The organism is Pseudomonas sp. (genome assembly GCF_048265905.1).
In the GTDB taxonomy this organism is placed as follows: Bacteria; Pseudomonadota; Gammaproteobacteria; order Pseudomonadales; family Pseudomonadaceae; genus Aquipseudomonas.
Genome location: NZ_JBLXAP010000004.1, coordinates 56,533 through 68,869, shown reverse-complemented (window position 1 = coordinate 68,869; position 12,337 = coordinate 56,533). Strand labels below are relative to the sequence as shown.

Annotated in this window: 12 protein-coding genes; 2 read left to right on the top strand and 10 right to left on the bottom strand. The window is 56.0% G+C overall.

All coding sequences use genetic code 11. The features are described from left to right. Window positions 1-24 precede the first annotated feature (24 nt). The 7 genes from phnX to ACN0UH_RS07710 all read right to left on the bottom strand — a co-directional run bounded on the left by phnX (window position 25) and on the right by ACN0UH_RS07710 (window position 7,055). Window positions 25-852: a phosphonoacetaldehyde hydrolase gene (gene phnX / locus ACN0UH_RS07740; protein ID WP_417661512.1), complete on the bottom strand. Its 828-nt coding sequence runs from the start codon at window positions 850-852 to the stop codon at window positions 25-27. A gap of 17 nt (window positions 853-869) precedes the next feature. Further along, window positions 870-2,591 carry a putative 2-aminoethylphosphonate ABC transporter permease subunit gene (locus ACN0UH_RS07735; protein ID WP_417661511.1) on the bottom strand — a complete coding sequence of 574 codons (1,722 nt, stop codon included), beginning with the start codon at window positions 2,589-2,591 and terminating at the stop codon, window positions 870-872. 1 nt (window position 2,592) lies between these two features. Further along, on the bottom strand, window positions 2,593-3,636 hold the full coding sequence (locus tag ACN0UH_RS07730) for a putative 2-aminoethylphosphonate ABC transporter ATP-binding protein (protein ID WP_417661510.1): 1,044 nt from the start codon (window positions 3,634-3,636) through the stop codon (window positions 2,593-2,595). 159 nt (window positions 3,637-3,795) lie between these two features. After that, on the bottom strand, window positions 3,796-4,650 hold the full coding sequence (locus ACN0UH_RS07725; RefSeq protein ID WP_417661509.1) for a LysR substrate-binding domain-containing protein: 855 nt from the start codon (window positions 4,648-4,650) through the stop codon (window positions 3,796-3,798). A gap of 6 nt (window positions 4,651-4,656) precedes the next feature. Continuing rightward, window positions 4,657-5,451 (bottom strand): thymidylate synthase, encoded by a 795-nt coding sequence (locus ACN0UH_RS07720; RefSeq protein ID WP_087515223.1) that lies wholly within the window; start codon window positions 5,449-5,451, stop codon window positions 4,657-4,659. After that, a complete protein-coding gene (lgt, locus tag ACN0UH_RS07715) occupies window positions 5,448-6,251 on the bottom strand; it encodes a prolipoprotein diacylglyceryl transferase (protein WP_417661508.1) in 804 nt (267 codons plus the stop codon). Before lgt ends, ACN0UH_RS07720 begins: the two co-directional genes overlap by 4 nt. A 21-nt stretch (window positions 6,252-6,272) precedes the next feature. After that, the gene (locus ACN0UH_RS07710) at window positions 6,273-7,055 is read right to left on the bottom strand and encodes a sulfite exporter TauE/SafE family protein (RefSeq protein ID WP_417661507.1); all 783 of its coding nucleotides are present in this window, start codon (window positions 7,053-7,055) and stop codon (window positions 6,273-6,275) included. 120 nt (window positions 7,056-7,175) lie between these two features. Here ACN0UH_RS07710 and ACN0UH_RS07705 point away from each other — a divergent pair, with 120 nt between their 5' ends. After that, window positions 7,176-7,922, top strand: a complete 747-nt coding sequence (locus tag ACN0UH_RS07705; RefSeq protein WP_417661506.1) for an NRDE family protein — start codon at window positions 7,176-7,178, stop codon at window positions 7,920-7,922. 56 nt (window positions 7,923-7,978) lie between these two features. On the opposite strand, the gene ptsP is transcribed toward ACN0UH_RS07705, so the two are convergent. Together ptsP and ACN0UH_RS07695 are read right to left on the bottom strand one after the other, a co-directional pair. Further along, window positions 7,979-10,258, bottom strand: a complete 2,280-nt coding sequence (gene ptsP / locus ACN0UH_RS07700) for a phosphoenolpyruvate--protein phosphotransferase (RefSeq protein WP_417661505.1) — start codon at window positions 10,256-10,258, stop codon at window positions 7,979-7,981. A gap of 19 nt (window positions 10,259-10,277) precedes the next feature. Further along, window positions 10,278-10,757: an RNA pyrophosphohydrolase gene (locus ACN0UH_RS07695; protein ID WP_417661504.1), complete on the bottom strand. Its 480-nt coding sequence runs from the start codon at window positions 10,755-10,757 to the stop codon at window positions 10,278-10,280. A 408-nt stretch (window positions 10,758-11,165) separates the two neighbouring features. Between ACN0UH_RS07695 and ACN0UH_RS07690 the strand changes: the two genes are divergently transcribed. Then, on the top strand, window positions 11,166-11,819 hold the full coding sequence (locus tag ACN0UH_RS07690) for an HAD family hydrolase (protein ID WP_417661503.1): 654 nt from the start codon (window positions 11,166-11,168) through the stop codon (window positions 11,817-11,819). A 77-nt stretch (window positions 11,820-11,896) separates the two neighbouring features. Here ACN0UH_RS07690 and ACN0UH_RS07685 read toward each other — a convergent pair whose 3' ends face one another. Then, complete coding sequence (locus ACN0UH_RS07685) at window positions 11,897-12,337, bottom strand: DUF2269 family protein (protein WP_417661502.1); 441 nt, start codon at window positions 12,335-12,337, stop codon at window positions 11,897-11,899.

Genomic DNA, 12,337 nt, shown 5'->3' with positions numbered 1-12,337 from the left:
GTTATCGGTTGGCAGAGTCAGGTTTTATAGCGATTGCGGGGTTTCGCCACGCGCCAGACGCTCGTTGATCTGCTCGATCACGGCGGGTAACTGGCTGATGGTGTCAATCAGGTAATGCGGGCGGCTGGCTGCAAATAACTCGTCGATCCGTAGCCGTTCAGCTTCAAGTTTTTCAGCGGACAAGGCGTTGAACTGCTCCCAGTCGAGGCCGAGGAAATTGCCGGAGAAACGCAGGGCAACAGTCCACACCCCAGCCGCTCTGCCCTCCAGAATGCCCGGCTCGGTGTCATCCACTTTGACGCAGGCAGCAACATCATCAATGCCCAGCGCAATGACGTTGGCCAGCGCTTGCGCAGGGCTTGGCCGGCCTTTTGGCACTTCATCGCTGGCAACTACATGGTCCGGTTGATAACCCGCGACAGCTGCCAACTCGACAACCTTGTCCATCACCTCCTTGGGATAACCGGAGCAGGTGCCGATTTTCAACTGCTGTGCGCGCAGCGCCGCTATGGTCTCCAGCGCACCGGGAATCAGCGCTGAATGCTCACCAACCTTGGCAACTTGCAGCGGCATAAAGCGCTGGTAGATTGCGGTCACGTCTTCATCACTGGGCAGACGCCCGAAGCGTTGCTGATAACGCTCGGCAATTTGCGGCTGATCACACAGAGTGCGGATGTGATCCCACTTGCCCATGCCCATTGGCCCACGCGCCTCTTGCAGGCTGATCTGCAAATCGAAGCTGGCAAATGCCTCAACAAAAATCTTGGTCGGTGCAAAGGAGCCAAAATCGACAACGGTGCCAGCCCAGTCGAGAACCACGGCTTGTAAACGTTTTGGGGAGTGGTATTGCATGTCGTTCTCCAGAGTAATTAATGGCCAGGCGCAGCTTGGCGCCAGGCTTGCGAGCGTTTTAGCAAGCCGCGTGAAGCGCCCGCCAAAAGCACCGATACAGCAGCCGAGGTCACTAAAATAAGGGTCGACATCGCAGCCGCGCCGCCAACGTTGCCGGCGTCATCCATATTCAACACGGCGACGGCAGCGAGCATGCTGTCAGGGCTGTAAAGGAAGATCGCCGCAGAAACCGTGGTCATCGCCGAGACAAACAAATAACGAATAATGTCGAGCAAGGCCGGCAGGCAAATAGGCAGGGTTACGCGCAGATAATGCTTGGCCAGCGGCATTTTCAGCGACAGCGCAGCGGCTTCAAACTCACCGTCCAGCTGACGCAGCGCCGTACTGGCGGTCATCTGCGCAGTGGTCAAGAAATGCGCAACGGTGCACACCACCAGTAAAGTCAGGGTGCCGTACAAACCACTCAGCGGGTTACTGGGCAAGTTGAAGAAAAATACATAGCCCAAGCCCAGCACCAGCCCCGGCACCGCCATGGGAATAAAGCTGAGCATGCGCAGAATTTGCGTCAGTGCGTTCTGCCGGGTTTTCTCCATCAAATAGGCGCCGGTGAAGATCAGCAGGCTGCCAAATACCGCGCTGCAAGTGGCGAGGATCAAGCTATTGCGGTACGCCGACCAGCCACCGGGTAAGTCAGAGAAACTGTAGTGATCCAGCACCAGCGACAGGTTGTAAGGCCAGAATTTGACCAGTGATGAGAAAATCGCCATGCCAAACACCAGCAATAACGCGGCACATAACAAGATGACGATGCCCAGGAAAATACCGTCGCGCAGACGTGAGGGATGCGGGTGATACACCTGCGCACGCCCACTCATGGCGTCTCGCGAACGGCGGCGCAGCCACATATCGACACCGAAGCTAAGCAGGGCCGGGATCAACAAGACCATGCCGATCAATGCGCCACGGCCGAACTGTTGCTGGCCAACCACCGCTTTGTAGGCTTCCAGCGCCAGCACCTGATAATCACCACCGACCACAACTGGCACGCCAAAGTCGGTAATAGTCAGGGTGAACACCAGACAAAACGCGGCAAATACGCCCTGGCGGCTACCCGGCCAAGTGATACTGCGAAACACCCGCCACGATGAGGCGCCCATACTCGATGCAGCATCAAACAGCCGGGCATCGGCAAGGGCAAGCGCAGAGATCAGGATCATCAATGCATGGGGAAAGGTATAAATCACCTCGCCAAGCACTATCCCCCAGAAACCGTAGATATTGTCGGCGAAAAGCCCACGCAAGATACCCTGATTGCCAAACAGGTAGATCAAGGCAATGCCCGGCAACATCGATGGCGCCATCAGTGGCAGCAGAGAAATCGCCCGCCACACGCCTTTGCCCGCTATCAGCGTGCGTTGCAGCGCATAGGCAAACAAATACGCCAGCGGCACCACAATCAGCGCGACTGTGGTCGACACTTTCAAGCTATTGCCCACCAACCAACGAAAGTTGGTGCTGGAAAACAGCTCGTATGCAGCGCCAAGGCCGCCACCGTCTCCACCGAAGCCGCGCCAGAGCATTGCCAGCAATGGCAACAACACGGCAACTATCAGCAGTATCAGCAACAAGCCTTTACCGCCCTCAACAAACAAGCGGTCAGCCCAGCCTGCATAGGTTTTGTCGGACACATGCTTGCTCTGTGCAGGTGCCTGCAGATTGATGTGCTGTTGCGCAGTCATGTTAAGCAAACACCTGCAGACTGCTTGAAGGCAACGCGATCCGAATATCTGGGCTCGACAGTCGCGGCATGACCTCTGGAGACAACTCGGCCTGCAAGGTCAGCCCCGGCAATTCAGTCAGTTCAAAATTCATCCGGCAGCGGTTGCCCAGAAAGGTGACATCGCGCATCTGTGCATGAAACTGGTTTTCGACACCCTCTTGCGGGTTGATCACCACCGCTTCAGGGCGACAAAACAACCGCCCTTGTTGCAATGCCTGAGCCTGCGGCAAACGTACTTGCAGGGTTCCTACCCGGGCACTGCCATCTTGACCGCAGGCAAAGGGCAACCAATTGCCTTGCCCTACGAACTCCGCAACAAAAGGTGTCGCAGGCTGGTTGTAGATCTCTTGCGGCGTGGCGTACTGCTCGACGTGACCGTGGTTCATCACCGCGATACGATCAGCCATCAACATCGCTTCATCTTGATTGTGAGTGACCATCAAGGTGGTGACGCCGAGGTCTTTCTGCAACTGACGCAGTTCGCCACAGAGATGCTCACGCACCCGCGCATCAAGCGCTGACATCGGCTCATCAAGCAGTAACAACGAAGGCTTGGGCGCCAGCGCGCGCGCCAAAGCCACACGCTGTTGCTGCCCACCAGAAAGCTGCCCCGGATATTTTTTCTCGCTGCCAAGCAAGCCAACAAGCTCAAGCATCTCGTTGACCCGTGCACGCACAACTTCACGGCTGTCGCCGTTCAAGCCGTAGGCAATATTCTGCGCCACGTTGAGGTTGGGGAAGAGCGCGTAAGACTGAAACAGGATGCCGTAGTCGCGGGCTTGTGGCGGCAGGTGGGAAACATCACGCGAACCGATGACGATGCTGCCGCGATCCTGCTTCTCCAGCCCGGCAATACAGCGCAATAATGTGGTTTTGCCGCAACCCGATGGCCCGAGCAAGCACACCAGTTCACCCGCCTCGACATCCAGAGAAACACCATCAAGCGCCTGAAAAGCGCCGAAGCCTTTGTGGATACCGCGAACCTGCATATTTTGTTGAGTCATGTGCCACCTCACTGAGCAAATTGCTCGAATGAGGCTGATGCTAAACAGCCTATACGAAGGCTTGATTGCAGTTAGGCAAAACCTGCCAATAGTGTCATTAGGATATTTGGGAGTGGGCAACTCCAAATACTGAGAAGAGTTGCCTTTACGCGGGCATGATTAGCGGGTCCGCGCTAATGCCAGAAACGCAGCCGGAAGACGCGCCTGGCGGCGTTCTTTGAGGCAATACAGGTACTCGCTGATCATCGGTGCCTGTTCCAGTTCGACCACTTGCAGGTCGGGGTGATCAGGCACTTCCTGACGGGCAATCACGCTGATGCCGATATTACGTATCACCGCCTCACGTATCGATTCACGATCACCAATTTCAAGCAGCTTGGCGATCGTGATGCCAGCATCCTTGAGCATCTTCTCGGTCAACAGACGGGTGGTCGAACCCTGTTCGCGCATCAGTAAACAGTGGCTGGCCAATGCCGCCACACTTACTTTTTGCTTGGTCGCCAACGGGTGCTCACGGTGGACCGCCAGAACCAGCGGATCCTGGCCCAGGGTCAGATGGGTCAGGCGTGCATCGGAATTGAGTTGCGAGGATGCCGCAAGATCAACCCGGTAATCTTCCAGTGCCTCAATGACCTGCTGAGAGTTACCAATTTCCAGACTGACTTCGATCTGCGGGTATTGCTGATGAAAATGTTTGATCAGGTCGAGCATGTAATACGGCGCTGTTGCGGCAATTCGCAAAACACCCTGCACCTGACCACAGTTGCGCAGAAAGAACTCAATATCCGCTTCTTCCTGCATCAACTTCTTGACCATCGGCAACAGCTCGACACCTGCCTGCGTCAAGGTTAAACGCCGACCGCCGCGGTAAAACAACTCGACGTTGTACTGGCTTTCAAGGTTGCGAACTTGAGTGGTGATGGTTGGCTGGCTGAGGCCGAGCTTTTTCGCCGCCTGGGTAATGCTGCCCAGGCGGGCAACCATGTAGAAGGCTTTCAGCTCGGCGCTTTGCATCAGCGCTTATACCGCAACAGGCGCTTTGATATGCGGGTGCGCCTCGTAACCGACCAGCTCGAAGTCTTCAAACTTGAAGGCGAACAAATCAGTGACCTCTGGGTTGAGCTTCATTTGCGGCAATGGCAGTGGCTCACGGCTGAGTTGCAAATCAGCCTGCTCGATATGGTTGGCGTACAAGTGGCAGTCGCCGCCAGTCCAGATGAACTCGCCTGGCTGCAAGCCGCAGACTTGCGCCACCATCAAGGTCAACAACGCGTAGCTTGCGATGTTGAAAGGTACACCGAGGAAAATATCAGCCGAGCGCTGATACAACTGGCAGCTGAGCTTGCCGTCGGCGACGTAGAACTGGAACAGGGCATGGCAAGGCGGCAACGCCATTTGCTCGACCAGTGCAGGGTTCCAGGCTGAAACGATCAAGCGGCGCGAATCCGGGTTGGTCTTGATCATCTCGATCAGCTTGCTGATCTGGTCAACCGACTCACCATTGGGTGACGGCCAATTGCGCCACTGATAACCATAAACCGGACCGAGGTCACCGTTCTCATCGGCCCACTCATCCCAGATACGAACGCCGTTCTCCTTGAGGTAACGGATGTTGGTATCGCCCTGCAAGAACCACAACAATTCGTGAATGATCGACTTGAGATGACACTTCTTGGTGGTCACCAGCGGAAAGCCTTCGGCCAGGTCGAAGCGCATCTGATGGGCAAACAGGCTGTAGGTGCCCGTACCTGTGCGGTCACTTTTGAATGTCCCGGTCTCACGAACCAGGCGCATCATGTCCAGATACTGTTTCATTGCACTGCTCCTTGGGCGCTTTGCCGACGGTAAGCGTATGCGATCAGCCCCATACCGAGAAGAATCATCGGCAGCGACAGAATTTGGCCCATGGTCAACCAACCCCAGGCGATATACCCCAACTGCGCGTCCGGCACGCGCACGAACTCAACCACGAAGCGGAATATGCCGTAGCACATGGCAAACATCCCAGACACCGCCATGGTCGGGCGCGGTTTGCGCGAGTAGAACCACAAGATGGCGAACAGTGCCACGCCCTCAAGCGCGAACTGATACAGCTGCGACGGGTGCCGTGCAAGCTGCTGCGGATCGGTCGGAAACACCATTGCCCATGGCACGTCGCTCGCCTTGCCCCAGAGTTCGGCGTTGATGAAGTTACCGATACGCCCTGCGCCCAGGCCAATCGGCACCAGCGGAGCAATAAAGTCCATCAGCTCAAAGAACGTCTTGTTGTTGCGCTTGCCGAACCACCACGAAGCCAACATCACGCCGATAAAGCCACCATGGAATGACATGCCGCCCTTCCATACCTCAAGGATCAACAGCGGGTTGGCAATATAAGCTGACAGATCGTAAAACAACACATAGCCTAGGCGGCCACCGATGATTACCCCCATGGCGCACCAGAACACCAGGTCCGAAAGCTTTTCTTTGGTCCAGGTCGGCGCAAAGCTGTGCAGACGGCGCGAGGCAAGCAGCCATGCGCCGCCGATGCCTATCAGATACATCAGGCCATACCAATGGATTTGCAGCGGGCCGAGGGAAATCGCAACCGGGTCGATCTGGGGGTAAGCCAGCATCAAAAAACTCCTAAGAACGCGTTAAATCAGGAAATTCAAGCCCACGCAAAATAGCAGCAGGGCAAATAAACGCTTGAGTACCAGTGGCGATAAACGATGCGCCAGGCGCGCGCCCACTCGTGCAAAAAACATACTACTCACGGCGATTCCGGCCAATGCAGGCAGGTAGACAAACCCTGCACTCCATTGCGGCAATTGCGGTTCGTTCCAGCCGATCCACATAAAGCTTATGGCACCGGCCAACGCAATGGGCAGGCCGCAAGCCGATGAAGTTGCTACAGCCTGTTGCATCGGCACGCTGCGCCACATCAAAAACGGCACGCTCAGCGAGCCACCGCCAATCCCAAAAATCGCCGATGCCCAGCCAATCACCACACCTGCCACGGTTAATCCGGGCTTGCCTGGGACAGCACGGCTGGCTTTGGGTTTCAAACCGAGGGTCATCTGCAGCGCAACGCTAATCGCAAACACCCCAATAATCTTCTGCAGCAGCGGGCCTTGGATCTTACTCGCCGTTAGCGCGCCTAACGCTGCGCCAAGCAATATACCCACAGCCATCCAGACAAACAGCGGCCAGCGCACCGCGCCTTTAAGATGATGCTCACGTACCGAGTTGATCGAGGTGAAGATGATTGTCGCCAGTGAGGTGCCCACCGCAAGATGAGTCAATATTTCTGGCGCAAAACCATGTGCGGCAAAGCTGGCGACCAGCACCGGCACGATGATCAATCCGCCGCCGACACCAAACAGGCCAGCCATAACTCCAGCAGCAGCGCCAAGCATCAGATACAGCAGCAGCTCCATCACCACCCCCGAAATAAAGGCGCATGGTAACGGATGCAGCAATTTGCCTCTACTTTAGAGCGATGGATGCCATGCTCGGCATTGCGTAAAGTGGCAGCATCATCAACCAAGGAAGCAATCATGTGCCTGATAACCTTTGCCTGGCGCCCGGAGCACGCCTATCCCCTGGTCGTTGCAGCCAATCGCGATGAATTCTATGCGCGCCCCAGCGCCGCGCTATGCGAGTGGCAAGATGCACCCGGAGTATTTGCTGGGCGCGACTTAGAAGCTGGCGGCACTTGGCTGGGCATTACCGGTAGCGGCCGCTTCGCTGCGCTGACCAATATTCGTGACCCACGACCGCCTGCAGGCTTACGTTCGCGCGGCGAACTGCCAGCGAACTTTCTCCGCGGTCGACTCAGCGCACTCGACTATATCGAAACACTTACAGCCAATGCGGCTGATTATTCAGGGTTTAACTTGCTGGTCGGCGATGGTCAGCAACTGTGCTATTTCAACTCGATCAGTGGTGAAGCACGAACGCTCAGTGCTGGCGTATACGGTTTATCCAACGCCGACCTCGACAGCACTTGGCCGAAAGTCGATTACGCCAAACATGCGCTTGCCCAGCTTATTGAATCGCCACAACCGCAGGCTTTGCTTGAGTTGCTCAGCGATAACCGCGTGCCTGATGACAGCATCTTGCCTGACACCGGCGTCGGCATTGCCACAGAACGCCTGCTCGGTAGCGCATTTATTGCCAGCCAAACCTACGGCACCCGTGCCAGTACTGCATTGATTGTGAAGGCAGATGGTCATTGGCAATTGCTTGAACGCAGTTTTGGTCCAAACGGTGCGCAGCTAGGTGAAATAAACCTGCAAGGCTAATTGGCGAATGGCTTTAGGTAGGTGCCCAAACCTCGGTCTGAGGCTTGGGCCACAGCTTAGGCTTGAATATCCGAAGCAGGGTTAATCATGCGACCTAAGCCAAGATTGCGCAGCGCCAAGTGCAGGGTACTGTCGATAACTTGCGGGTTATCGATGGTCATCACTTGCGCCAACAACTCGCGGGCCTTGGTCATGGTGATCTGACGCAGCAACCACTTAACTTTCGGCAAGTTAGTGGCGTTCATCGACAAACTATCAAAACCCATTGCCATCAACAGCACGGCCGCAGCAGGATCACCGGCCATTTCCCCGCAAATACTCACCGGCTTGCCTTCGGCATGCGAGTCATCGACGACTTTGCGCAGTGCTTGCAATACAGCCGGATGGAAGAAGTCGTACAGGTCAGCAACCCGTGGATTGTTGCGATCCACAGCCAGCAGATATTGGGTCAGGTCGTTAGAGCCGACCGAAAGGAAATCCACCTGCCGCGCCAGATCACGGGTTTGATAAACCGCTGCGGGAATCTCGATCATCATGCCGATCGGAGGCAATGGCACATCGGTGCCCTCGTCGCGCACCTCGCCCCAAGCCCGATGAATCAGATGCAGGGCCTCTTCGAGTTCCTGTACCCCGGAGATCATCGGCAACAATATCCGCAGGTTGTTCAGGCCCTCGCTGGCCTTGAGCATCGCACGGGTTTGTACCAGGAAGATTTCCGGGTGATCAAGGGTGACGCGAATGCCGCGCCAGCCAAGGAATGGGTTGTCTTCTTTGATCGGGAAGTACGACAGGCACTTGTCACCGCCGATATCCAGGCTGCGCATGGTCACTGGCAGCGGGTGGAAGGCTTCGAGCTGCTCACGGTAAATCGCCAGCTGTTCTTTCTCGCTGGGGAAGCGCTCCTTCATCATAAACGGCACTTCAGTGCGATACAGGCCAACCCCTTCGGCGCCGCGTTCTTGCGCGCGAGTTACATCTGCCAGCAAGCCGGTGTTGACCCACAACGGCATGCGATAGCCATCGAGTGTCTCGCAGGGTAACGCACGTAATGCATCAAGGCCCTGACTGAGCTGGCGTTCTTCCTCAACCACATCAGCGTATTGCTTGCGCAACATTTCGCTGGGGTTGGTGAACACTTCACCGTGGTAGCCATCAACGATCAGCTGGATGCCGTCGATCTTCGAGTAGGGTAAATCCACCGCGCCCATGACGGTCGGGATGCCCATGGCGCGAGCAAAGATAGCCACGTGGGAGTTGCCTGAGCCAAGTACCGAAACCAGACCAACCAACTTACCTTCAGGCACTTCGCCAAGCATCGACGGCGACAGCTCTTCACTGACCAGAATGGTGTTATCCGGATATGTCAGGTTTTGCTGGCGGGCCTTTTGCAAATACGCCAGCAAGCGTCGGCCCAGGTCCTTGATGTCCGAAGCCCGCTCACGCAGATAGGCATCGTCCATCAATTCGAAGCGATTGACGTGATCAGTCACCACCTGCCGTAACGCACCCTGCGCCCACTGCCCCGTCTGGATGACCTTGACCACCTCGTTACCCAGCGAGGCGTCTTCGAGCATCATCAGGTAGACGTCAAACAGTGCGCACTCTTCCGGACGCAACTGTGTGGCCATCTTCGCCGAAAGGGCGCGCATGTCCGCGCGAACGCCCTCAAGAGCCGTATTGAACAAGGCCAGTTCAGCGTCGATGTTTTCGATGGTTTTATCGGGTACGACTTCAAGATCAGCTGGAGGCAGCACCACCAACGCGGTACCTACCGCCGCACCCGGTGAACCGGGCACGCCGATAAACTTGGCCTCCTGAATACCTTTGCCTTGCTTACCCAGCCCGCGAATTGAGCCAGTTGCCTCGGCGTGGGCTATAACGCCGGCGAGCTGGGCACTCATGGTGACCAGGAATGCCTCTTCACCTTCGTCGAACTGGCGCCGTTCTTTTTGCTGAATAACCAAGACACCCATCACCCGGCGATGGTGAATGATCGGTGAACCTAGAAATGAGGCGTAGCGTTCTTCGCCGGTTTCAGCAAAGTAACGATAGCGCGGGTGTGCGGCAGCGTTTTCGAGGTTGAGCGGCTCTTCACGCGTGCCAACCAAGCCAACCAGTCCCTCATTGGGCGCCATGCTGACCTTGCCGATCGAACGCTTGAGAAGGCCGTCAGTGGCCATCAATACGAAACGGTTGGTTTCGGGGTCGAGCAGGTAAACCGAGCAGACGTGGCTGCCCATGGCTTCCTTTACACGCTGCACAATAATGCCCAACGCCGCCTTGAGATCTTTGGCGGCATTCACTTCCTGGACGATCTTGCGCAGCGTATTGAGCATGGCTCGACTCTAGTCTATGTCAGTCCCGCGTCAACAAACGCGGAGCGAGTTCTTTAAGGGCGCGACGATACACCTCGCGTTTAAATGTGACGACCTGACCGAGAGGATACCAATAACTGACCCACTTCCAGCCATCAAACTCAGGTTTATTGGTGAGGTCCATGCGTACGCGCTGTTCATCAGCGGTTAAGCGCAGCAAAAACCACTTCTGTTTCTGACCAATACACAGCGGTTGACTGTGCGTGCGCACCAACCGCTGTGGCAAACGATACCTCAACCAGCCCCGAGTACAGGCGAGAATTTTAACATCGCGCTGTTCGAGCCCGACTTCTTCATTCAACTCGCGATAAAGCGCGTCTTCTGGCGACTCATTATCGTTGATCCCACCTTGTGGGAATTGCCAAGCGTCCTGGTTAATCCGGCGCGCCCATAGCACTTGCCCGGCATCATTAGTCAAAATAATGCCGACGTTCGGGCGGAAACCATCGGAATCGATCACAGCGCACAACCTCGTTAACGCATGAATTGGCATTGTTCCACAAAGCCTGCAACAGCGGCAACGCGCTAGGACCTGCTCTCGTTTCATTCACGGCCGCGCCGGAGCCTGCTTTAGCGCGAGACAAGGCACGAGACGTGAAGTTTGGTTGTTCCAAATGAGTGTCGAGAAACGCCGTATCGCACTAAAACAGGCCCGGCCCTATGGGTTGCGCGTAAAATATCGCCATGCGGTGTTGAAGAACTTGGCAAGGAAACAACCATTACCGGCGTTCTTCGCCTAGCCTGGCGAGATTTTATGCTGCAACGCGGTTCGCGATGAAGCGGGAGCAGGCCCTAAATGGTGTAATAGGAATGACTGACAAAAGCAGCTATTCTGCTGATCCTTAAGCAAAACCGGTGAAGGTGACGTGTGCGCTTGGCTTTATTTGATCTCGACAACACCCTGCTTGGCGGCGACAGCGACCACGCATGGGGCGACTATTTGTGTGAGCGTGGCATTCTCGATGGCATCGCCTACAAGAACCGCAATGACGAGTTCTATCAGGACTATCTGGCGGGCACCCTGAATATCACCGACTACCTGAATTTCACCCTGGATATTCTCGGTCGCACTGAAATGAGCCAGTTGCAGCAATGGCACGACGATTTTATGCGCGACTGCATAGAACCCATCATTCTGGCCAAGGCTGAAGCCCTGCTGGAGCAGCACCGCAAGGCGGGCGACAAACTGGTAATCATCACGGCCACCAATCGTTTTGTGACCGCGCCAATTGCCAAGCGCCTGGGTGTTGAGACGCTGCTGGCGACCGAGTGCGAAATGGCCGATGGACGCTACACCGGACGCACCACAGACGTGCCCTGTTTCAAGGAAGGCAAAGTCACCCGGCTTAATCGCTGGCTCGAAGAAACCGGCTACAACTTGGAAGACAGCTACTTCTACAGCGACTCGATGAACGACTTGCCGCTGCTGGAGCAGGTTAGCCACGCCTTCGCCGTTGACCCAGACCCACGCCTACAAGCTGAAGCTGAAAAACGTGGCTGGCCGGTGATTTCACTGCGTTAAGTCAGTTTCAGCGGCAATTAACAGACACAAAAAAGGGTTACAGGCGCGCGCCGTAACCCTTTTTTATGGTGCAGCGCTTAAACCGGCTTAGCGCCCATCAGCCCCATGATCGCGATCAGCACGATAAAGATCAGCACCGCGTAAGCCATACAGAAACGCTTCAACCCCGCCGATGCTGGCGCTTCACCCAAAGCCAGCCAGACACGCAGGCGACCGGAAAGCAACAACCCCAGAATCACCAACACCGCAAACAGCACACTGCTTGCCAACAACCACATCTGGCTGAGCGGCAGCCCCGTCATGTCGACCATCCAGTAACCACTAAACGGCAGCGTCAGCGCCAGCAGGGCCAACACCGGCATGCTGATAAAACGCGTACGTTTGAGTTTGCGTTGCAGTACCGCTGCATCAGCGCTGCGCTGCGCCTTCCAGAGCATAAACACATGAGCCAGCAGACCTAGCAGCAGAAGCACAGCTACGGCGCTGTGGGCAATTTTTACCAATTGATAATGTTCCAT

What these genes read in the sequence shown, in the direction of transcription:
- phnX (WP_417661512.1), bottom strand. Translation starts at nt 852, where the DNA reads ATGCAATACCACTCCCCAAAACGTTTACAAGCCGTGGTTCTCGACTGG.
- ACN0UH_RS07735 (WP_417661511.1), bottom strand. Translation starts at nt 2,591, where the DNA reads ATGACTGCGCAACAGCACATCAATCTGCAGGCACCTGCACAGAGCAAG.
- ACN0UH_RS07730 (WP_417661510.1), bottom strand. Translation starts at nt 3,636, where the DNA reads ATGACTCAACAAAATATGCAGGTTCGCGGTATCCACAAAGGCTTCGGC.
- ACN0UH_RS07725 (WP_417661509.1), bottom strand. Translation starts at nt 4,650, where the DNA reads ATGCAAAGCGCCGAGCTGAAAGCCTTCTACATGGTTGCCCGCCTGGGC.
- ACN0UH_RS07720 (WP_087515223.1), bottom strand. Translation starts at nt 5,451, where the DNA reads ATGAAACAGTATCTGGACATGATGCGCCTGGTTCGTGAGACCGGGACA.
- lgt (WP_417661508.1), bottom strand. Translation starts at nt 6,251, where the DNA reads ATGCTGGCTTACCCCCAGATCGACCCGGTTGCGATTTCCCTCGGCCCG.
- ACN0UH_RS07710 (WP_417661507.1), bottom strand. Translation starts at nt 7,055, where the DNA reads ATGGAGCTGCTGCTGTATCTGATGCTTGGCGCTGCTGCTGGAGTTATG.
- ACN0UH_RS07705 (WP_417661506.1), top strand. Translation starts at nt 7,176, where the DNA reads ATGTGCCTGATAACCTTTGCCTGGCGCCCGGAGCACGCCTATCCCCTG.
- ptsP (WP_417661505.1), bottom strand. Translation starts at nt 10,258, where the DNA reads ATGCTCAATACGCTGCGCAAGATCGTCCAGGAAGTGAATGCCGCCAAA.
- ACN0UH_RS07685 (WP_417661502.1), bottom strand. Translation starts at nt 12,337, where the DNA reads ATGGAACATTATCAATTGGTAAAAATTGCCCACAGCGCCGTAGCTGTG.